A 20,932-nucleotide genomic window follows, 5' to 3' on the forward strand; every position below is an offset into this window, starting at 1 on the left:
TTGACGTGACGACTGCACGGAGCTGGAGCGCGACCAGAGCGGCAACGGCCGGGGGGCTGGCCGTCGGCGCCCTGGGGATCGCGATCCTCTGGGCGTCCGGAGTGCCGTTCCCCTTCGCGGTGCCGCCCGGGATGGTCATCCTGGCGGGCGGGTCGGCGCTGGTCGCGCTGTCCTCCCGGCGCTGGGCGCCAGGGGTGGGGGCGCTGCTCGGCCTCTTCATCACCGTGGGGTTCCTGGTCAGCCCCGGCGGGGTGGGCAACCTCCTCGGTGACGCAGGCGCGGGCGCGGCGGTCGGCCAGGGCGTCCAGCAGGCCGGTGTGCTGACCGCCCTGGTGGCGGGAGCGGCCGCAAGCCGGGGCGCGTACCGCAGGCAGGCAGCCCGCACGCACGCAGCCACGCCCGGGCGGTCCTGAATGTCCGCGCCGGCCGCAGCGCCTGCCCGGGTGCGCCCGGTCCGTGCCCCGCTCCCCGGGGTGGAGCGGATCTGCCTGACCGTCGGGGCCGTGCTGATCGGGGCGGGGCTGTTCCATCTGCTGGTCTTCGCGGTCGACGGCGGGCCCTGGTACGGCCCGGTGTCCTGGCGGAAGCCGGTCACCTTCGGACTGTCCTTCGGCCTGACGCTGATGACCGTGGTCCGGGCCTCCGCGCTGCTGCCGCTGGGCGAGCGGCTCAGGGCGGGGCTGCTGGCGGTCTTCGCCGCGGACTGTGTCGTGGAGGTCGGCGGCATCACGGTCCAGGCCTGGCGGCACCGGCCGTCCCACCTCGACATGGAGACGCCCGTGGACACGGCGGTCTCGATGACCCTGGCGGTGGGCGGCGCAGTGCTGGTGGCTGTGCTCGGCGTGATGGCGGTGACCTCCTTCCGGTCCAACCCGCGGATCGCGCCGAGTATGCGGCTGGCACTGCGCGCCGGGTCCGCCAGCCTGCTGGTCGGCCTCGCCAGCGGCGCGGCAATGGTCGCCCGCGGCGCCGCCCTGGTGCGCGGCGGACACCAGCAGGAGGCCTACCACGCCATCGGGTACCTCAAGACCGTGCACGCCGTGAGCCTGCACGGCATCCTGGTGCTGCCCGCGCTGGCCTGGCTGCTGGGCCGGCTGGACTGGGACGAGACCCGGCGGACCCGGGCAGTCGCGCTGGCGGCGACCGCCTGGGCGGCGGCCGTCGCGGGCGCGCTGGCGGTGTCGCTGTGGTGACGAGTGACGGCGGCACCCGACGACCGGACGCCGAAGGCCCTGGATGACCGCGGCCGAAGGCCCTGGATGACCGCGGCTGAACGCCCTGGACAACGAACGCCGAAGGCCCTGGATGACGAACGCCGAAGGGAGGCCCGTGCACCGGACAGTCGCCGGCCCCGTGCTGGAGGACGCCGCGCTGGCGGCCGCGCTCACCGCGGCCGGCATCGCGGGCACCGCGCTGCGTGACGCCCTGACCGGCTCCCCCATGGATCCGGCGGGCCTTGCCCTGGCGGCGGCGGCCGGTGCGGCCCTGGTACTGCGCCGCCGGCGGCCGCTCGCGGTGCTCGCCGTGGTGATCGCCTGCACCTCGGTGTACCTGCTGTGCGGCTATCCGTACGGGCCGATCCTGCTGTCCTTCATGATCGCGGTGTACTCCGCTGCCCGGCACGAGCCGCCCGCCAGGTCCACGCCGTGGGCGGTGGCGGCTCTGCCGCTGCTCTCGGTCCACCTCTTCACCCAGCGGGCGGCGCTGCTCGGACTCTTCGGGCTGATCCCGGTCTCCACCTGGGTGGTGGTGCCGTTCGCCGTCGGGTACCTGCTGCGCACCCGGCGGGAGACGGCCGAACGGGTGCGTACGGAGACGGTCCGCCAGCGGGTCGACGAGGAACGGCTGCGGATCGCCCAGGAGGTCCACGACATCGTCGGCCACGGCCTCACCGCGATCAAGATGCAGGCGGACATCGCGCTGCACCTGCTCGACCGCAAACCGGACCAGGCCGAGCTGGCACTGCGGATCATCAGCCGCACCAGCAGCGCCGCCCTCGACGAGCTGCGGGCGACCCTGGCGGTGGTCCGCCGCGCCGGAGCCGACGCCGAGCTCTCCCCCGCGCCGGGGCTGGCCGGACTGGCCGAGTTGCAGCAGCGCATGGCCGAAGCCGGTCTGGAGGTCCATGTGGCGACCACCGGCCGGGCCCCGGCCGAACTGCCCGCCGCGGTGGACCTCGCCGGCTACCGCGTCGTCCAGGAATCGCTGACCAATGTGCTGCGGCACAGCGGGGCCCGGCAGGCCGACGTGGGCATCCGGTACCAGCCCGGCTGGATACTGGTCACCGTGTCCAACCCGCCGGGTGAGCCGGAGACCGCCCCGGCGGGCGGCGGGGGGTCCGGGATCGCCGGTATGCGGGAACGCGTGCTGGCCCTCGGCGGAGAGTTCACCGCCGGACCCGGCCCGGACGGCCGCTTCACCGTCCACGCCCGTCTCCCGGCCGGAGGTCAGCCATGATCCGCGTGCTGGTCGTCGACGACCAGGACATCGTCCGCCTGGGCCTGCGCACCCTGTTCGACAACGAGGACGGCATGTGCTGCGCCGGGGAGGCCGCGGACGGGCTCGCAGCCGTGGCCGCCGCCCGGCGGGAGAAACCCGACGTCGTCCTGATGGACATCCGGATGCCCGGCGTGGACGGCCTGGCCGCCACCCGGCGGATCACCGCGGACCCCGAGCTCACCGGCACCCGGGTGATCGTGCTGACCACCTTCGAACACGACGAGTACGTCTTTGAGGCGCTGCGCCACGGTGCCAGCGGATTCCTCCTCAAGGACACCGCACCGGTCGAGCTGCTGAATGCGATCCGGGAGGTGGTCCGGGGCGGCGCCCTGCTGTCGCCCTCGGTCACCCGCAAGGTGGTCCGCGAATTCGCCGCCAGGTCGCCCCGTACGACCCGTCCGCACCCTGAGCTGCACACCCTCACCGCCCGGGAACGGGAGATCGTCACCCTGGTCGCCGAGGGACTGAACAACGACGAGATCGCCGCACGCCTGGTCATCAGCCCGGCCACGGCGCGCACCCACATCAGCCGCGCCATGCTCAAACTCCACGCCCGCGACCGGGCCCAACTGGTCGTCTTCGCCTACCAGTCCGGACTGGCCGACTGACCCCGCACCCGCCACCCCCGCGAAGGAGACCGCAGTGGCACTGGCCAGGAAGGGCACCAGGATCGCCGTCGTGGACGGGCGCCGCTACCGGTGGGTGGTGGCGCCCGACGACGAGCCCGGTCTGGCGATCGTGGTGGAGGATGCCGACGACAGCGGGCAGCGGATGGTGACCTGGGTGGACCACGGCACCGTCATCACCCCGGCCCTGGTCGCCCGCACGATCCGCCGAGCCCAGGACCTCGGCTGGGCACCCCAGCAGCGCGGCACCCAGTTCGTCACCCGCCTGCACCGGGAAGAGGCAGCCGACTGAAGGCAGCACCCGCCGCGCCGTCGACCACCCGCGCCTGCACGGCCCTCGAACCGCACCGGGATGCCGGGATCGTCCAGCAGCATCGGCACCCCGACCGAGCGGCGGACGATGCCGTGCTGAACCGGGTGCAGCGCGGTGAACGCCGCACTGACACCGCCGCAGATCGGCGGGGCAGACCTGGCCGGGCGGCGCCGTGGTCGCCAGGTCGGCGGACGGCTGGTGGCTTCCGGACGACCGAACTCGCCCGCGGTCATGCGTTGGTGCCCGTGCGGGTGATCGCCAGCAGCGCCATGTCATCGGTTCTCCGGCCGCCTGTGTACCGGTGGTGGTCGGTGAGCAGGGCGTCGAGGAGGGCATCCGGACCGGGATACCCGTGGGCCGTCCGTCGGCCGACAGGGTCGTAGAAGGTGCCCGTCTCGTCGCGGGCTTCGGTGAGCCCGTCGGTGTAGAGCAGCAGACTCGCCCCTTCGGGGAACGGGACCGTGTCGATGCACTCGCGCCCGGCGTCGAGGGCGGCCAGGCCCAGGGGCAGACCGGGCCGGTCGGGCTCGATGTAGCGCGCCGTGTCTCCGAGGAGCAGCAGCGGCGCCGGGTGCCCGCGTTGACCAGCCGGACTTCGTCTCCCCGCCGGGAGAATTCCGCCAGCACGCCCGTGACAAAACCTTCGAGCTCGGCCGGGGCCCCCGACTGCTGGGCCTCGAGGACGACAGCCCGCTCCAGCCGCTCCATGAGGCCGGTCAGGCTGGGCTCCTGCAGGGCCGCCTCTCGAAAGGTCCCGATTCCCACCGCGACCGCCCTGACCGCCCCCATCCCTTTGCCGCACACATCGCCGATCACGCAGCGCACGCCGAACGGGGTGTCGACCACGGCGTAGAGGTCCCCGCCGATCTGGGCATCCGCCTGGGCAGCCTCGTAGCGTGCGGCGAAGCGCAGCGGGCCGATACGCGACGGCGGTTTCGGCAGGACGGCGCGCTGAACGGCGCCGGCAATGTCGCGCACGGACTGCAGTCGCATCTCCCGGTGGTGCAGGAGCCGGTTGAGGAGGACCGCGATCCCGGTCACCGTCGCGACCATGGCCAGCTCGCTGACCTCGATCGCACTCCGGCGATAGCCGAAGTACCAGAACATGGCCCAGTCGAGGAGGAACGCACTCACCCCGGTGAGGATCGTGCCGCGCAGGGACAGCAAGGGGGCGGCCGCCAGGACTGCGGCCGCATAGAGGGCTGCGGCGCTGACGGTGCGCGGAGTGGCGAGGTCGATCAGCACGGCGAAGAGCAGCAGGACGGCCGGCACCAGACGGCTCCGGTTGCCCAGCCAGTTCGACGCACCGAGCCTTGCCACGTGCTGCTCCCGACGTCGACTGGGCTCCTGGTCGGCTCAGGCTAACCGCCGGTCCTCCCACCCGGCGTGCCGTGACACCCGGGCTGCCCACACCGCCTGCCCACACCGCCTGCCCGCGACCCCGGGGCCGCCACCCGACCGGCCTACGCCACACGACGCCCGGGAGCCGTCATCCGCTCCCCACCACGTGCGGCCGCCGGCCCGGTGATGCGACAGCAGCGGCGGGTCTCGTGAGTTCCAGGTCACCGGGCTCGCCCCGGGACTTCGGTGTGCCGCTGTTCCGGCTCGCCGCCGCGTATCACGGCCACGTCCACACCTCGCCGTCGCGAATCTCCCGCAGGCGGAGCAATGAATTCACCCGGACAGCCCAGTAAAGGCGGCAGCTCGTCCACCCGTCCGACGGACAAGTGCTAACAACGTACCTAGCGGGTTTTTCATCCCGGTTCATCTCCCAGAAGGAGAACCATCATGAAACACCGCATAATCGCCATGGCCGCCGCAATGGCCGCCGTGACGATCTTTCCGCTCGGAACCGGAACGGCTTCGGCCCAGTCGCCGAACAACACCAACCCCGGGTGCTTCCAGATCGAAAACCTCAGCAACGGCACCCTGTACCTGGTGCAGCAGACCGGCGGTTTCAGCTTTCCGCGAGCCATCGGCGGCGGCATGAAGACACAACCGTCGTGCGCGAAGGCGGGCGACCACGTGAGCTACCTGGACGTCGGCGTCACCACGTTCACCCTCACGGTGAATTCCGACGGAAACGACGGCGTCGTCACGGGGGGCAAGGCGCACTTCGCCTCCCCCGGCAGCAACGTTGCGATCTTCACCAACTGAATCGCAAGGGTCCGTCGAAAGTCGAGCCCGGTCCGCAACGGGCCGGGTTCGATTTCCGCACAGCAGCACAAATGTCGAATCATTCCCATTCTTCACCGAGGACCCGACGCAGAGCTGGCAACTTCCCGTGAACTGTGGATTCCCGGCAGGAGTGGAACGGTCCGGTGCCCGCCTGCGTCGTCCCTGTCCGGGGCATGGTGGCTGTGTCCCGGAGAGGGGAGACCGGGTGCATACGGGCGGCTTCGCCAAGTGGACAAGGCAGTTCGAGGACGAGCACGAGCGCAGGCGCGTCCAGGGCGATCCGGACTGGACGCACAGCGCGGCGCTGCATCCGGCGGTGTGGGCCAGCATCCAGCGCTTCCAGGTCGGCGAGGACGGTGACGGCGCCAACCTCGTCGGCAAAGTGGACCAGGCCGGCGACGCCGACTACGCGCAGGCGGTCCGGCTCTTCATCGCCGAGGAGCAGAATCACGCCCGTCTCCTTGCCCGGTTGCTGGCCGCGGGGGGCATGCCGACGTTGAACGGGCACTGGAGCGACGTGGTCTTCGTACGGCTGCGGCGTCTCATGGGCCTGCGGATGGAACTGCTGGTGCTGATGATCGCGGAAGTGGTGGCGCTGCGTTATTACCGGGCCATGCGCGATGGCACCGACGACGCGCTCACTGCGGATGTGGCGGGACGGATCCTCTCCGACGAGCAGCGCCACGTCCCGTTCCACTGCGAGCGACTGCACGCCTCCCTGGCGGAGCTGCCCCACGCAATGCGCCGCCCGGTGATGGCCCTGTGGCAACTTCTGCTGCTCGTGGTGTCTCTTGTCGTCGCCGCCGACCACGGTCCGGCCCTGCGCCGACTCGACATCGGGTGCCTGCGATTCGTGGTCGACGTCATGGCCTCGTCCCACGCGGTGGTCTCCGCGGTGCTGGTACCCCGCCCGGATGCATGGACGAGCGCGGGCTGACTCCTGTCGGCTCGCGTGGTGAGCGTCGACGGGCTCCGGGTGATCCGTTTTGCACGACGCCCGGTACGGCTGCGCGACGCTGCGCCTCAGGCCGACTTTCGCCAAACGGAGATGTGTTTCGCAGAGTCCTGGGTGAACGCTGTCCCGCTCCAGTCCGCGACGCGCCGTTCCAGCTCGAGCCCCGCGATCCGTGCCATCAGGTCCAGCTCCGCGGGCCACGCGTACCGGTGCCGGGAACTGCCGCGGCGGTAGCGGCCGTCGTCGCCGTCGAGGGTGAGATGGTGCGAGACGAGAATCTGCTCGACCAGGTCGAAGGTGTCAAAGCCGAGATGCCGCTCGGAGATGTCGAACGGCACCGCGACCTGCCCGGGCGGCAGGAGCCGCAGTGGCGGCGTTTCCAGCTCGATGACGAATCGGCCGCCAGGCATCAGGTGGCGTGCGGCGTTGCGGAAACACTCGACCTGCTCGTCCTGGGTGAGCAGGTTGGTGATCGTGTTGTAGACGAGATACACCAGGGTGAACCCGCCAGGGACCGCCGTCGTGGCCATGTCTCCAATGGTGACCGGCAGCATCTGCTCATCGATCTTGCGCCGCAGGACCGCTGCCATGTGCTCGGACAGCTCGATGCCCACGACGGGCACGCCGCGTTCCCGGAGCGGGACGCCCACTCTTCCGGTTCCGATGGCGAACTCCAGTGCCCGACCGTCTCCGGCGAGTTCGGCGAGGAAGGCGAGAGTCGGTCCGAGAACAGCGGCCGAGGACATCTTGTCCTCCTCGGCGTCGTAGCGCTCGGCAGTCGCACGGGTCCACAGCTCACTACTCGTCACGGCCGGCTACTTTGCCGGGCCCGACGGCGAGCTGTCCACGTATTTGCGATTTGTGCCACGCTTGCGGCGCAGTGCTCCTGAGGTCCGCCTGCACTGCCACGGCTGACCTCGCCCGGGCCGCCATCAGCGGGATCCACAGCCACGCGTCCTCGGCGATGCGGCAGCAGCGACTGGACGCGCTGCAGGCCCGCTGGGGGCGAGCGATGAGGGTGATGTGGGAGACCGCCTGAAGGCGATCTCCCATGTATCTCCCACTGGGCACAAAAAAGACCCCCGACCGGGTTCGGTCGGGGTCTTTCTGCTGGTCGCACTGTGTGCCCCAGGCAGGATTCGAACCTGCGACACCCGCTTTAGGAGAGAGCCTATGGTCTCCCCTGTTTGTCGTGATCTTCCCCTGACTTGACCGTTCTTGCTGGTCAGGGCGATTGGGACTTCCTTCCCTACCGGATCATTCCCCGGCTTTCCCTGGCCTTCCGTTCCCATGACGTTCCCATGGGGCCCACACCGGCCCATGGGCAGCGGGGCTGGCGGGTCCGCCCCGCTGGACCGGGGTTGTCGAAGCGCCGAGCACCGCAGACCGTTTGGGGGTGCCGAAGACATCGAGGCGTTGGCCTGCCAGCTGGTCGAACACGACCGTCATCAGGCGGCACTACAGATCAGACGGCTCCCCGCCACAGCATTGGCTCGGCTTCTGCGAAGCGGCGCTCCAACGACTCCAGGTCTTCGAGCACCATGCGCATCCTGTGCCGGAACGCCGCACCGTGGGCGGAGACCTTCAGGTGTGTCAGCTCATGGACGAGAACCAGATCCACCAGGCTCGGCGGCAATTGCATCAGCGCCCAGTGCAGAGCGATGGAGCCGTCCGGCTCGCAGGCCCCCCAACGCGCTCCGAGGTCTCGAACAGTCACAGCCCCCGGGGTGACTCCTGTGCGCTCGGCCAGAGGCGCCACGCGGGCGGCAGCCCATCGGCTGCCTCGTGCGATGTACCACTCAGCGATCAGGCTAGCGCCCTGCCGCGGGGATCCGGTGTCCGGCAGCTCCAGCCAGCCCTGGTGCAGGCGCACCTGCCCGCCCGGCTCGGCAGGCACGACCCTCAACCGATGGCGCCGCCCGAGGTAGGCGAAGCTCGCCCCGCCCACCAGCTCCTTGACCGGCTCTCCCCCGCCGCGCCTGCGCCGCTCGATCTCGTCAGCGAGGCGGGGCAGCCGGGAACGCACGGCGTCGGCGACGGCATGTGGATCGGCGTCCGACGGCACCGCGAAGAGCACGCTGCCGTCCTCCTGGATCTCGATCCCCAGCGTGCGGCGTCGCGGGCGCACGACCACCTGCCACGTCCACTCTCGTGGCAGGGGAAGTGCCGCGAGGGCGGACTGGACAGTGAGACTCACTCGGCATTCGTACCATTTGGCACGGACAGGAGCCGCCACCGACCTCCCTGCTTCTCCCTCCCACTGACGTGGTCACCCTCCATAGCGCAGGAACTCTCTGTGCTGCTTCACAGCCACTTCCAGCAGTCCTGCGGCGATGTCCGCGGTCTCCTCCCATTCGACGTGAAGGCGATCGACCACCTTGTGGCGGAGCTCCATGCGTACGTCGTCACGTGCATCGGGCTGCTTGGGAAAGTGCGGATGCCTGACGAGGTGCGCTATGTCGACGGAGATTAGGCACGCCGCCTGGTAAAGATCGACCCCTGCCGGCACGGTGGCCGCACCCGCTCGTTTCAGCTCCCCGACCAGCACCCGGTACACCGGCCGCTCGGTCAGCGGGTCGAGGTTCGGCCCCGGCTCCTCGACGTCCTCGGTGACATCGCCGACGAGCCGCGCGAGGTCGGCCGCGGCCTGCTCGAAGTCCTGGTGCATCCGCTGGACGATCGCCTCGAGACGGCTGCTAAACGGTTGGTAGCGGTCCCGGTCCGTCCCGATCTCCGCCGTGATGTGCGTACGCAGCCGACTCACCATGTAGCGGACCTTGGCACGCACGTCGTGATTGGCGTCGACGCGTTCCATGAAGTCGGAAGCGGTCAGCTCCACGGGAGGAATCCGCAGCACGACACCGGTGGCCCGGATGTGGTCCGCGATGAGCCTGCGCACCTTCGCCCCGTACCGGCGCGGGCTGAACTCGTCGCGCCCGTCCAAGTACGTCTGCCGTACGAGGTACTGGACCTCGCCGAGATGGCCCGCGAGCTGCTCGTAGGTGAGTGCGTACGGCCGGGGCAGGACGGCCCCCAGGGCGGTGAGGAAGTCGCGTGCCAGCTCGTCGAACTCACCGCGTACCAGCGGGTCGGCCAGCAGGTCGACAAGCTTCTCGCGGCGCTGCTCGTCGGCCAGGGAGACGGTGCCGCGCGCGTCGTACGATGCGAGTCTCCTCGCTTCGAGAAAGCGGGCGACTGAGCCGTGCAGGTCTTTGAGAAGCCGGTCGGCGGCAGCGTCCGTCTGGAGAAGAAGCCCGTCTCCGGTCGGCTGTGTTCCCGTGAAGTCCCGGCTGAGGTGGTCGACGGACACGTTCTGATAGCCGTAGACCTCGCGCAGGTGGTGCTGCTCGTACGCGTGCAGGGAGCGGGCCAGTTCGGGACCGATGCCGAAGAAGTCGACGACCAGCCCCCAGCTCTTACGCGGGTACGGCCGGTTGGTGCGGGCCACGGCTTGGAGAAGGCCCACGCCGGAAAGGGCGCAGTCCAGGTAGAGGACCTGCTCGACGGGTGCGTCGAAGCCAGTGAGCAGCATCGACTGAACGACGAGGAATGCCAGCGGCTCAGCGTCCTCCTGGTCGTCGCCGTCAATACCTCCGCGATCATCGTCCTCCGCACCAGCCGCATCCCCTGGCAGCCATACGTCGGTCACGGGCGCGCCGGAAGAGGGCATCCCCTGACCCGGCATGCCGTGCGGGTCGACGTCCCAGGAAGGGTCGACAGCGGCGTCGAGGGGGTCACCGAGGCCCGCCTTGAAACGCTTGATGTGAGCGTCCTGCCGGGACTTCAACGTCCAGTCCCGCCACTCCGCGGGATCCCCCTGCCGGCCGTGGATCACCACCGCGGCGGCAATGGAGGCGAGGATGTCGCGGTGCGGCAGCATGGCGAGAAGCTTGCGTGTCTCTTCGTCGGCACCGAGCACCGCCGCCGGGTCGTACCGCATGGCCGGGTCGAGCGCGTCGAGTTGCCCGACCAGCCGGTCACGGGCGGCGAACAGGGCATCCCGGTAGCGAACGGCTGCGCGCCGGGACACTGCCACGATCTGGGCGCCGAACCGGTCGGGCAGTGCGTTGACGGCCCAGTGCCGAAGCATGAAGTCAGCCTTGTCCGCGATCACGGGTGGGGCTTCGAGGATCTCGCGCTGACGCGCGAACTTCCGAAGCACGCGTGCACGTCGTTCCGGATCTGCGGGCACCTGCGCGTCGAACCCGGCGTCCAGGGCGGCCTTCTCGACGACTTCCAACGGTACTTCGTACGCCTCGTAGCGCACCGGGACGACGGACCGATCCTGTTCCGCGTCGCGCAGCGTGTAGGTGTCGACGAGCGGCCCGAAGATCTCCTCGGTCTTCTTGCGCGCACCACCGATGATCGGGGTGCCGGTGAAACCGATGAGGACGGCGTTGGGGAGCAGCGCGCGCAGTCGGGCGTGCAACCAGCTGTCCTGGCCACGGTGCGCTTCGTCGACGAGGACCACGATGTGCGGACTGTCGTTCGCGGGCCGAACCTGGACGTGAGCGTCCTCGCTGCCGTCCTCCGTCCCCAGGCTCTCCTCGCGACCGTCATAGGCGGCATCGTCCCTCTGAGCCTTCTGGAGCATCACCAGAACGACGTCCGGCACCCGCACCGCGAGGTGCGCGCGGGCGTCCGCGACTCCGTCAGCCCGGTGAACGGTCTCCTCTGCCGCTGCCATGGACGCCAGGATCTGCTTCTCTAGGTCGATGCGGTCGGTGACGACGACGACCTTGTAGCCCTTCAGTTCATGGCTGCTTCGGAGGTGGCGCACTAGGAAAGCCATGGTGAGGCTCTTACCGGAGCCCTGGGTGTGCCAGACGACGCCGCCCCGCCGGCCGGCGTCGTGCCCCGCCGCGATCGCCACCGTACGCGCCCGCAACGCACGGGCGATCCTCCGCACGGCCCGGAACTGCTGGTATCGGCCGACGACCTTGAGCGTACGGCCGCCCTGCCCACGCTCGGTGGTGAAGTCCTTCACGAGGGAAAGCAGATGGTCCGGGGTCAGTACTCCCGCGACGAGGACGGCCATGTCTGTGTCACAGCCGTCGGCGGGCGCAGGTTCGGTCGTACGCCACGGTGTGAAGTACTCGGGAGTCGACGTGACGGTGCCCAGTTCGGCGTACGTCCGGTCGGTGCCGATCAGGATCTGTGCGTAGCGGGTGAACTCCGGTACCGACGACGGGGATTCCAGGCTCGCGTAACGGCAGACCTGGCCGACGGCCTCGTCCAGGGCGGCTCTGCTGTCGCTTCCGGACGTGAGCGGGGCCTTGCACTCGATGACGGCCCAGGGCAGCCCGTTGACGAACAGCACCAGGTCCGGGGTTACTCGGGGCAGTTCCTTGCGCTCCACGCGGAACTGGCTGACAGCCAGCAGGTCGTTACGTCCGCCGTTCTCCCCGTCCCAGTCGACGAGTCGGACGTGCTCGGGGTCGCCCTTCCTCCACCCCGGCAAGATTCGGGCGTTGACTCCGTCGCGCAGCAGTTTGGTCACTGCAAGGTTGGCTGCCACTCCACGCGCGGCCGGCCCCTGCCCCGGGGCGGTGCCGAGCACTAGAGCGAGGAGACGGTCGAGCTGGGCGGGGGTCAGCCAGGTGCCGCCGCCTCCGGGAGCCGGATTGATCCTCGCCACGGCGTCCCGGAAGCGGTCCTCGTAGACGACCTGCTCATACGTCGCCCGCTGGGACGACGCCGCGCTGCCGACGGGCTCTCCGGGCGGGGCGCCTTCCAAGTGCGGCCACCCGAGTCCGATCAACTGCTCAATCAAGGGCTTCTCGGTCTTGACGCACTCTGGCCCCGCGTACCCCGACGCCGCCTGCCCCTTTTGCTCCGGTCGCCCGCTCACCGCTGCCCCCGTGCCCTCATCATGCGCTCCAGTGCCATCCTGGGACGTATGGGCAACCCTACGGCCGGACCGAGGACCCGTCAGTGGTGTTTCAGCCATTGATCAATCGGTGAAGGCGGCCCCGCTCAGGCTGTGCACGCCTTCGAGTGACCGGTGAGCAGGTCCTCGACAACACCCTGCTGCACCGCACGCAGCTTGGCGATGCGCTTAGTCAGCAAGCCCGAAGTGCGACTCTCCGCCTTCCAGATGTCCACAACGCGCTCCTGTTCATCACGCCTCGATCGAGGAAACGGAACGCTCTCCAGCAACCTCGAGTTGATCGTGTACAGACCCGAACTGGTAGCGCACTGGGACTTCCAGTAGCTGCGCACCCTTCGCGAGTTAAGCCACAGCATGGCAAACTCTGGGAGCACATCACGGAAGCGGAGCCGGAAAAGATGATTCTGGTAGAAGAGTCCGACTTGGTCAGCTCCGACGATCGCGCACCGCCCGATCTGCTCAGGATCCGCGTGCCCCTCGACCACCAGGATATCTCCCGAAGCCAACGAGTAGCGGTGATAGTCGTTTTTCATCGCCTCAAGTTGAGCGATGTCCCCTTCAATTGAGCCTTTACGAACATTGGCTACACGCAAGTACCCCGCTGGCCTGAGGTTTGGTACACGGTGGGACCCAAGGGTGATGCCCGCGTCGACGGCAACGTCGGCGTCCTTGAGAAGGGCAATCTCCCCATCGCCCTCTTCCAAGAGCTGCTCGATCAGAGCATCAAGTAGCTGGGTTCGCTTGGCCACTACCCTCTCCAACGCTCCGATCTGCCGCTCAAACGCAGCATGCACGGCGACGATCCGGCGCTGGTCATCCAACGGGAGGTTAGGGACTTCCAACTGCCGAATCTGCTCCTGCCCGATATTTTTCATGCCGGCGCTTGTGCCAGTAGCCAGGGCTCTCACACGTTGCCGGACGATTCGCTGCGCAAGAGCAAGCTGCAGAAACTTGGGGTCTGCCTTTGAAGTGTCCACATAAAGGCGAAGCGTCTTGTCGCTGAGCAAGAGCCGCGGAGGCGGGTTCTCTGCAACGCAAGCCAGCCCAACCAGTTCCTCAGTGTTCGCTCGCGTCATGAGGAGGTCGCCGCGCTTGACCTCGTAGCGAGGGTTAATCAGCGCAGCATCACGAAGGACTTTGTTCTCTCGAGACGCAAACCGGCCAGCCTGGATCGCACTGACCTTGAGCACACCCCACTCACCCTCGCCCGCTGGCGAATCTTCAGCGGACGGGCTTTTCCCAGCCTCGATACGCGTCAGAAGCGAACCGAGCACAATTTCACCACCAGCCACGAGCTTGCCCTCAGCGCCCATACCCCAGCTCCTCCAGCCAAAGCCGCAGCTCCCCCTGAGCCGTCTCGCTCGCCCCCTCCAGCCCGCTCAACGACACCGCGTACTTCTCCACCCACCGCCGAAACATCGCCACCAGCTCGCGCCGTCCTACCGCGACCGCCGCGTCGAGCCGTCGCGTCAAGTCCTCGTCCAGCACGGCCAGGACGACCTCCTGGGTCCGCTCCTCATCCGCGAGGACCAGCTTCGCCGCTTCCGTCAGCTTCGGCAGGAAACTGTCGTCCAGGGCCTTCCGCTTCTTCGTGGCCGCCGTCCGGATCTTCCGGCAAGCCGCCAGCTCGGCCTCCAGACGGGCCAGCTCTTCGGGCGAGACCGGCTCGGCGGCCTCCTCCTCAGCAAAGCCGTCGTCCTCGCCGTCCTCTGGAGACGGCTTCGCAGCGGCCACTGCGTCCGCCGCCTCCTTGTATGCCACGTCCGCCGCCGCGACCTCCGCCTCCACAGCCGCGTACTGCTTGAGGAAGTCCGGGAGGAGGTGACGTACGACGGGCTGGTCCAGCGCACGTCGGCGGTCGGCAGCAGTGACCGTCACCTTCGGTTTCCCTGTGGAGCCGGAACTGCTCACCGAGCCCTCCGCCGGCCTCACGATCGCCTCCGTCGAGTCGACCCAACCTTCGAGGACACGCCGGAAACCACCCACTGCCAGAGCCTTCATGTCGTAGCGCGCATGCGTCCACCAGTCGGCGATGATGCCCGCCGTGCGGTACTCGTCGAGGACTCCCACACTTCCGATCGCCGCAGTAAAGCCCGCGAGCACCCCGGCTCGCAGGTCCATCAGCTTCCCGTCCTCGACCAGCTTGCCGAAGAGCTCCGAGCCCTTCGTCCACCACTTCGCGTACGCCGCCCGCAGCAAGGCTTCCTTCGCCGCGGCCTGTTCCGCGATACGGCCGACCGTGACCTCAGGTTCCTCGGGCAGGAAGTCGTAGTAGTCCGGGTCCTCGGCCCGGGGCGCGAACAGTGTCGACGCGTCGACCCCGTACGCCCCGAACAGCTCGGCCTGCGCCGCGACTTCCGCGACCGGTACGCCGCCGTACAGATGCGCCCGTACGTCCTGCGGCTCCGCGGGAGGCGAGTTGTCCACCCAGCGACGGATGTTGAGGTTGGCGCCCTCCTCGAGGAGGTCCTTCACCTCCACCCAGCATGAGTAGCCCGGGAGCACCCGCCCCTGCTGGAACACCGTGACGATCTTCTCGACGTGCTCGGGTCCCAACTCGTTCTGGTTACGGCCGACCCTGAACTCCCGGTCGGCATTGATGAAGAGGACCTTCTTGCTGCGTTCTGGACATTTGCGGCGCGGGCGGCGCAGGATAAGGACGCAGGCCGGGATGCCGACGCCGTAGAAGAGGTTCGGGCCGAGGCCGATCACTGCCTCGACGCAGTCGTCGCGAAGGAGTTCCTCCCGGATTTCCTTCTCCTTGCTGGCCCGGAAGAGCACGCCGTGCGGCATAACGACGGCAACCATGCCCTTTTCTTCCAGCACCGACACCATGTGCTGGACGAACATCAGGTCGGCCTTCTTGCCCTTTTCGGGCGCCCAGCCCCACTGCATGCGCGTGCCGTGCCGCGCGTCGGCCGCCTCCACCTGCACCTTGTCGTACGGCTGGGAGAACGGCGGGTTGGAGAGGACCTTGGTGAAGGTGGTCAGGCGCTTGTTCTCGTCTAGGTGGAGCGGCTCGGTGAGAGTGTCGCCGTGCTGGAGGTCGAACTTGCGGATGCCGTGCAGCACCATGTTCATGCTCGCCATGGACCAGGACGCGGGGTTGCGGTCCTGGCCGTTGATGCCGAGTTCATCGGGGTTGCCGCCATGCTCCTCGACGTACTCGCGGGCAGCGATGAGCATGCCGCCGGAACCCATGCAGGGGTCGTAGATGCTCTCCATGGGCTGCGGGTCGAGGAGACGCACCAGCATCCGCACCACCGAGCGCGGAGTGTAAAACTCGCCGCCACTCTGGCCGGCGGAGTCCGCGAACCGGCCGAGGAGGTACTCATACGCCGCACCCAGCATGTCGGGGAACTCGAAGTCCTCGTTTCGGAGCCGGTAAAGGCTGAAGTGCCTGATCAGGGCAAGCAGCTCGCTGGGCGTGAAGCGGGACTTGTTGCCGGCGACCGCGTTGAACTCGATGTGCGAAGCGACCCCGGTCAGCCTCTTGTTGCCTTCCTGGAGGGCGAAGAGCGCCACATCCAGGTATTCCCCCACCTTCATGGGCTTGCCGTCCGGGCCCTTGGTCTCCGCAGTGAGGGCCTCGATGCCCGGGACGGTCAGCTCCGGGTGCTCGGGGTCGAGCACGTGCGGCCCCGTCCACCAGCGTGCGCGCGGCGGGACGTAGAAGACGCGGGGGTAGAAGTCAGGATTGTCGGCCCGCTGCAAGGCCTTCGTCACGCTGCCCGTCGCCTGCAACCGTTCCTGGTAGACGCGCTCCCATTCGGGCTGGAACTCGTCCGAGGCCCGCTTGAGGAACAGCATCCCGAAGATGTAGTCCCGGTAGTCAGAGGGCTCCATGCGTCCGCGCAGGATGTCAGCGGCGGCGAAGAGGTGCCGCTCCAACTGGGGAAGGGTGATTCGGGCCACGCGCCGGTCCTTCGTCGGAAAGTGGGTGCGGAGTGCCAGGGCAGCGTAGACGCCCGGCAGCTTCGGGTGGAAACCGACCGAAGTACATGACTTCGGGGACCTGGGTCAGTCGTCGTCCTCAATGCCGAGACTGGCGAGGAGACGCCAGATGTCGGTGGACGGGTCCCGGCCCAGGACCTTGCAGTCCAAGGCGTGCCCGGAACGGGCGGCCCACTTGCTGGGCGACTGGGGCAGGTGGTCGGGGTTGTGAGGGCTGGTGCGGTCGACAGGGGTGGCCTTGTGCTGGCCGGCTTTGCACGACCCGTGCTCACACTGGGAGACGAGGCTCTTGGCGTGCGCGATGGCGGCCTTAGTCCGGCCCACCAACGCCTGACGACGCGGCCCCCGGACACTCTTGTCGTTCCGCTTGGCGAAATCCTTGAAGGCCGGATCGGACTTGCGAAGCTTTTCCACCACATCCGCACTTCTGCCGCTCTGCCGCCCGCCGAACGCCTGAAAGTGCAGGAGCAGCCACAGGTCGAAGGACGGGTGGGAGAAGCACACCTCTGTGCCGTCGACTGCGGCATCTTCCACAGCCTGTGGAATCCGGGTGTGCTCGTCGCGGTCGAACAGAGCCCAGGTCTCGTCCGTCTCAGCGTATCGGCGGACGGCCTCCACCACCTGCTCCGGCCGCAGACCGTTCTCCTTGTATACAGGGACGATTCGGAAGGGCTGGCCCGTACGCTCACCGGATCCGAACCGCTTGGCCAGGTAATCCAGGTAGTCCGGCTCCGTCGACTCACCCTCGCAGCCGACGTAGAGGACCCGCTCCTGCTTGTACTCGGTCCACTGGATGGGCACCAGCGGCCGTTCCTCGTCGCCTCCTCTGCGTCTCTTCCGCTTCTTCGGTGCTGCTTCGGACTCGTGGCTGCCCGACGCCTGCTCCTGTCCGCCCCGCCTGCTCACGCTGACGCCTTCGCCTCCCGCTCGCGTTCCTTCTCCCTCCAGGTCAGAGCACGAGCAATCTCGCCCACACTGACCCGCGGCGAACCGCCGTATTTGCCACGCAGATACCCTCGTTCCAGGTCCTCGTCGTCTCCCGGCCCGGCTGCAGCGAGCGGATACAGTTCGGTCTCGCCTGAAGTCTTCTTCGACGTGATCCACACTTGCTCGCGAGCGAGCGGGCGGTCCAGGACCGCACTGCCGAGCAACGTCGCGTCGTGCGTGGTGAAGATCAGCTGCGCCCCGCGTGGATTGGACTTGGGGTCCTGGAAGAGCCGTACGACCTCGGCCGCCAGTGTGGGGTGGAGGCTGGAGTCGAGCTCATCCACCAGGAGTACTGTGCCGGCGTCGAGGACGGAGAGCATCGGGCCGAGGAAAGCGAACCATGAGTGGGTACCGAGCGACTCCTCACCAACAAAGTCGAGGGCGATATCGCTGCCGTCCGAGCTGCGGTGGCGAAGGGCGATCTCGCCGGTCTCACGGTCGATGTCGATGGCGTTGATGCCCAGGTCGGCGATGGAGAGCAGTTCGACGAGCCACTCCCGGTAGTCCTCGCGGCGCTTCGATTCCGTCAGCAGACGCCGCGTCCAGTCGCTTCTGGCCTTGACATCCCGCCCGGGGGTCACAAGCCACAGATTGTCGACGAACCATCTGTGCAGGGCGAGCAGTTGAGGATCGTTGAGGGTGGCGCCCGTGGACAGGAAGAGTGCGTTGGGGCGGGTGACGGACACGAGCACGTCTCGCCGCCCCTGGAAACCGGTGCCTGCACCAGGGCCAGAGTCGCCGGAGCCGGGGAAGAGGAACTCGCCGCCCTCGGACTCGGGGCGGTCAGCCTCGCGGTCGAACCAGACGACGCGCCGACCCTCGGGGTAGGCGTGCAGCCATTCCGCCTCCACCCGCTCGTTCGAGAGCTCGAAGCCGTAGGTATAACGGACCGGCCTCGCGCCGAGCATCAGGTCTACCTCGTAGAGCGTCGTCTCGTCCGCCGCGGCCGGGTCCAGCTTGAAGGGCTGACGTGGCACCCCAGGATCGGTTGCCCACGCCGCGAAGGACGTGCGTACGGCGTCACGCATGTCGAACAAAGCCCGAAGGAGGTTCGTCTTGCCTGACGCGTTCGCACCGAAGATGCCGATTACAGGAAGGACTGACACCTCCTGGCCCTGGTCGCGCAGCGTCGCCACACCGTCACCTGAGGCACCTACCAGTGACAGCTCGCACTCATCACGAATCGAGCGGTGATTGGCCACTCGAAAGCGGAGGAGCACTCTCAACCTCCCGTAGGACGGGGAGGCGGCCCCGTCTCGCACCTGAACCTCTCCGGACGATCCTCACCTGAAGCCTATGACGGCGGCTGATCGGTGGCCAGTGTGAAGCTGGTGCTTGAAGCCGGCTTCGCGCCGTCCCCGTGACTGGCTCGGTCTTCCCGCAGGCGCAACCGCCGATTCCTTGTCGCGCTACCCGCCGCGTCCACAACGCCGACATCGTTCACCAAGTAGGCAAGATGTCTCGCTGGCCTGATCTGACTGCCTTGCCCGGGCTAGCCATAGCTTCAGCCCCGACCCCCTTGATGAGGGGCCCGGTTTTCGTTCCCCTGCCGTTCCCATTTGCCGTGGAGGGCGGGCCCTGCCAGGCCGATCCGCGACAAATCCGCAGGTCAAACAGTGCCCCAGGCAGGATTCGAACCTGCGACACCCGCTTTAGGAGAGCGGTGCTCTATCCCCTGAGCTACTGAGGCGTGGCCCTCGGTGAGAGGGCCAGGGCTAGCGTACCGGGTCGGCGGGGGATGGTGGTGGCAGGGCGGTGGATCTTGGGGTCAGACGGGTGGGACGAGGGTGTTGTCGCCGGTGCGGCCCGCGAGGAAGTCGGCGACGTTGCCGGCGGTGGTCTCGGCGATCTGGCGGACGGCATCCTCGGTGAAGTAGGCCTGGTGGGAGGTGATCAGCACATTGCGGAAGGTCATCAGCCGGGCGAGGGTGTCGTCGGTCATCACCTCCAGCGAGCGGTCGAAGAAGAAGACCCCGGCCTCCTCCTCGTAGACGTCCAGTCCGACGCCGGAGAGCCGGTCGGCACGCAGGGCCTCCACCAGGGCGGCCGCGTCGATGAGGCCGCCGCGGCTGGTGTTGATCAGGACCGCGTCGTCGCGCATCAGGTCGAGGGCGGCCGCGTCGATGATGTGGTGGGTCTCGGGGAGCAGCGGCACATGCAGGCTGACCAGGTCGGACTCGACGAGGAGGCGGTCACGGTCGACGTACTCGACGCCGAGGGCCGCGCACTCGGGGTTGGGGACGGCATCCCAGCCGAGCAGCCGCATCCCGTAGCCGGATGCGATCCGGGCGAAGGCGGTGCCGATCTTGCCGGTGCCGAGGATGCCCGCGGTGCGGCCGTGGAAGTCGCGCCCCATGAGGCCGTTCAGCCGGAAGTCGAACTCGCGGGTGCGGCCCACGGCCCGGACCACTCGGCGGTTGACGGCGAGGGCGAGGGTCCAGGCGAACTCGGCGACGGAGTAAGGGGAGTACCAGGAGACCCTGGCCACGGTGAGGCCCAGCCGGCGGGCCTCGTCGAGGTCGACGTTGTTGTAGCCGGTGGACCGCTGGGCGATCATGCGGGTTCCCCCGGCGGCGAGGGCGCGGAGCACCCGGGCGTCCAGCACATCGTTGACGCTGGAGCTGACGATCTCGTACCCGGCGGCGGTGGCCGCGGTGTCGGAGTTGAGCAGCAGCTCCAGGCAGCGCAGCAGGTGCCCGTCAGCGAACGCCTGCTCCAGTAGGGGCTGTTCGTCCTTGAGTACCCCGTATGCCACGATTTCCGCCATGCGCTGATCGCTCCCCCCGGCCGGGGAGGGGAAAACCTAGTGGCGGCCGACGGCGAACATGATGATCAGCAGCGCGGCCCAGAGGTGGGTGACGGCCACATAGACGAAGACCCGGATGGCGGTGGCCCGCTTCTTCTTCTGCTCGGCCACCTGGACGGCCGAGGCCGCGGCGGGCGCGGCGGGTCCGCCGGGCGGGGCCGGCTCGGTGGGCACGGTGCTCATACGGCGCTGGACCTCCGCAGTTCGGCGAGGAGTTCGCCCTGGTCGGTGAGCATGTCGGTGAGGATCCGGCGCGCCGCCCTGAGCAGGTCCGCCACATCCGGGGTGCTGAGTGCGTAGACGACCGTGTTGCCCTCCCGGGTGGAGGTGACCAGGCCGGTGCGGCGCAGCACGGCGAGCTGCTGGGAGAGGCTGGGGGCCTCGATGTCGATGGCTGCGAGCAGTTCGCGTACGGGCATCGGGCCGTCCTGGAGCAGTTCCAGGACGCGGATGCGCGCGGGGTGGCCGAGGGTACGGAAGAACTCCGCCTTGGCCTGGTAGAGGGGGACGGGCACGGGGCTCAGCCTTCGCCTTCTTCTTCCGGGTCATGGGGCACGTCGACGCCGTGGACGGCGGCGAGCCGGAGCAGTCCGGCCACCCGGCCCAGATAGGCCTGGACGCCGTCGTCGTCCCCGGCGGCGCGGGCCGCGGCCAGTTCTCTGCGGGCGTCGTCCAGTTGGACGCGCAGTTCCTCGTCGAATGCGCTCATCGGCTCAGCTCCGTT

The 20,932-nt window shown here is 68.6% G+C and carries 18 protein-coding genes, 1 tRNA gene and 1 pseudogene; 7 read left to right on the forward strand and 13 right to left on the reverse strand.

Annotated features, from left to right (window positions below; all coding sequences use genetic code 11):
- Positions 1-5: 5 nt before the first annotated feature.
- The 5 genes from AB0761_RS16640 to AB0761_RS16660 all read left to right on the forward strand — a co-directional run bounded on the left by AB0761_RS16640 (position 6) and on the right by AB0761_RS16660 (position 3,417).
- Positions 6-413: a hypothetical protein gene (locus AB0761_RS16640; protein ID WP_377269811.1), complete on the forward strand. Its 408-nt coding sequence runs from the start codon at positions 6-8 to the stop codon at positions 411-413.
- Entirely contained in the window at positions 414-1,193 is a 780-nt protein-coding gene (locus AB0761_RS16645; protein WP_377269812.1) for a hypothetical protein, read from the forward strand.
- Positions 1,194-1,329: 136 nt separating this feature from the next.
- On the forward strand, positions 1,330-2,457 hold the full coding sequence (locus tag AB0761_RS16650) for a sensor histidine kinase (protein WP_377269813.1): 1,128 nt from the start codon (positions 1,330-1,332) through the stop codon (positions 2,455-2,457).
- On the forward strand, positions 2,454-3,107 hold the full coding sequence (locus AB0761_RS16655; protein WP_377269814.1) for a response regulator: 654 nt from the start codon (positions 2,454-2,456) through the stop codon (positions 3,105-3,107). Before AB0761_RS16650 ends, AB0761_RS16655 begins: the two co-directional genes overlap by 4 nt.
- A gap of 34 nt (positions 3,108-3,141) precedes the next feature.
- On the forward strand, positions 3,142-3,417 hold the full coding sequence (locus AB0761_RS16660) for a hypothetical protein (RefSeq protein ID WP_377269815.1): 276 nt from the start codon (positions 3,142-3,144) through the stop codon (positions 3,415-3,417).
- 250 nt (positions 3,418-3,667) lie between these two features.
- On the opposite strand, the pseudogene AB0761_RS16665 reads toward AB0761_RS16660, so the two are convergent.
- Positions 3,668-4,545: pseudogene (locus tag AB0761_RS16665) on the reverse strand (PP2C family protein-serine/threonine phosphatase).
- Between the two features lie 681 nt (positions 4,546-5,226).
- Here AB0761_RS16665 and AB0761_RS16670 point away from each other — a divergent pair.
- Positions 5,227-5,595 carry a hypothetical protein gene (locus tag AB0761_RS16670; protein ID WP_377269816.1) on the forward strand — a complete coding sequence of 123 codons (369 nt, stop codon included), beginning with the start codon at positions 5,227-5,229 and terminating at the stop codon, positions 5,593-5,595.
- A gap of 226 nt (positions 5,596-5,821) precedes the next feature.
- Entirely contained in the window at positions 5,822-6,553 is a 732-nt protein-coding gene (locus tag AB0761_RS16675; protein WP_377269817.1) for a ferritin-like domain-containing protein, read from the forward strand.
- Between the two features lie 86 nt (positions 6,554-6,639).
- Here AB0761_RS16675 and AB0761_RS16680 read toward each other — a convergent pair whose 3' ends face one another.
- From AB0761_RS16680 to AB0761_RS16735, 12 genes are all read right to left on the reverse strand, one after another.
- Complete coding sequence (locus AB0761_RS16680; RefSeq protein ID WP_377269818.1) at positions 6,640-7,380, reverse strand: class I SAM-dependent DNA methyltransferase; 741 nt, start codon at positions 7,378-7,380, stop codon at positions 6,640-6,642.
- A 656-nt stretch (positions 7,381-8,036) separates the two neighbouring features.
- A complete protein-coding gene (locus AB0761_RS16685) occupies positions 8,037-8,768 on the reverse strand; it encodes a M48 family metallopeptidase (RefSeq protein WP_377269819.1) in 732 nt (243 codons plus the stop codon).
- Positions 8,769-8,840: 72 nt separating this feature from the next.
- Complete coding sequence (locus AB0761_RS16690; protein ID WP_377269820.1) at positions 8,841-12,422, reverse strand: type I restriction endonuclease subunit R; 3,582 nt, start codon at positions 12,420-12,422, stop codon at positions 8,841-8,843.
- Between the two features lie 125 nt (positions 12,423-12,547).
- Positions 12,548-13,774 carry a hypothetical protein gene (locus AB0761_RS16695; protein WP_377269821.1) on the reverse strand — a complete coding sequence of 409 codons (1,227 nt, stop codon included), beginning with the start codon at positions 13,772-13,774 and terminating at the stop codon, positions 12,548-12,550.
- A complete protein-coding gene (locus AB0761_RS16700; protein WP_377269822.1) occupies positions 13,764-16,376 on the reverse strand; it encodes an N-6 DNA methylase in 2,613 nt (870 codons plus the stop codon). The genes AB0761_RS16695 and AB0761_RS16700 overlap by 11 nt, the downstream gene beginning before the upstream one ends.
- A gap of 105 nt (positions 16,377-16,481) precedes the next feature.
- Positions 16,482-17,321 carry an RloB family protein gene (locus tag AB0761_RS16705; protein WP_377269823.1) on the reverse strand — a complete coding sequence of 280 codons (840 nt, stop codon included), beginning with the start codon at positions 17,319-17,321 and terminating at the stop codon, positions 16,482-16,484.
- Positions 17,318-18,538 carry an ATP/GTP-binding protein gene (locus tag AB0761_RS16710; protein WP_377269825.1) on the reverse strand — a complete coding sequence of 407 codons (1,221 nt, stop codon included), beginning with the start codon at positions 18,536-18,538 and terminating at the stop codon, positions 17,318-17,320. The genes AB0761_RS16705 and AB0761_RS16710 overlap by 4 nt, the downstream gene beginning before the upstream one ends.
- Positions 18,539-19,019: 481 nt before the next feature.
- Positions 19,020-19,092, reverse strand: a tRNA-Arg gene (locus AB0761_RS16715).
- Positions 19,093-19,170: 78 nt separating this feature from the next.
- Positions 19,171-20,169, reverse strand: a complete 999-nt coding sequence (locus tag AB0761_RS16720) for a 2-hydroxyacid dehydrogenase (RefSeq protein ID WP_377269826.1) — start codon at positions 20,167-20,169, stop codon at positions 19,171-19,173.
- Between the two features lie 36 nt (positions 20,170-20,205).
- On the reverse strand, positions 20,206-20,391 hold the full coding sequence (locus AB0761_RS16725) for a DUF6126 family protein (protein ID WP_377269827.1): 186 nt from the start codon (positions 20,389-20,391) through the stop codon (positions 20,206-20,208).
- Positions 20,388-20,723 carry an ArsR/SmtB family transcription factor gene (locus AB0761_RS16730; RefSeq protein ID WP_377269828.1) on the reverse strand — a complete coding sequence of 112 codons (336 nt, stop codon included), beginning with the start codon at positions 20,721-20,723 and terminating at the stop codon, positions 20,388-20,390. The genes AB0761_RS16725 and AB0761_RS16730 overlap by 4 nt, the downstream gene beginning before the upstream one ends.
- A 5-nt stretch (positions 20,724-20,728) precedes the next feature.
- Positions 20,729-20,917, reverse strand: coding sequence for a hypothetical protein (locus AB0761_RS16735; protein WP_377269829.1), 189 nt, complete (start codon positions 20,915-20,917; stop codon positions 20,729-20,731).
- Between the last annotated feature and the right edge of the window lie 15 nt (positions 20,918-20,932).

This window comes from Peterkaempfera podocarpi (assembly GCF_042466665.1).
Classification (GTDB): Bacteria; Actinomycetota; Actinomycetes; order Streptomycetales; family Streptomycetaceae; genus Peterkaempfera; species Peterkaempfera podocarpi.

Bases quoted from the DNA above. Each gene is read 5' to 3' on its own strand.
- AB0761_RS16655 (WP_377269814.1), top strand. From the start codon at position 2,454: ATGATCCGCGTGCTGGTCGTCGACGACCAGGACATCGTCCGCCTGGGC.
- AB0761_RS16725 (WP_377269827.1), bottom strand. From the start codon at position 20,391: ATGAGCACCGTGCCCACCGAGCCGGCCCCGCCCGGCGGACCCGCCGCG.
- AB0761_RS16670 (WP_377269816.1), top strand. From the start codon at position 5,227: ATGAAACACCGCATAATCGCCATGGCCGCCGCAATGGCCGCCGTGACG.
- AB0761_RS16695 (WP_377269821.1), bottom strand. From the start codon at position 13,774: ATGGGCGCTGAGGGCAAGCTCGTGGCTGGTGGTGAAATTGTGCTCGGT.
- AB0761_RS16735 (WP_377269829.1), bottom strand. From the start codon at position 20,917: ATGAGCGCATTCGACGAGGAACTGCGCGTCCAACTGGACGACGCCCGC.
- AB0761_RS16645 (WP_377269812.1), top strand. From the start codon at position 414: ATGTCCGCGCCGGCCGCAGCGCCTGCCCGGGTGCGCCCGGTCCGTGCC.
- AB0761_RS16720 (WP_377269826.1), bottom strand. From the start codon at position 20,169: ATGGCGGAAATCGTGGCATACGGGGTACTCAAGGACGAACAGCCCCTA.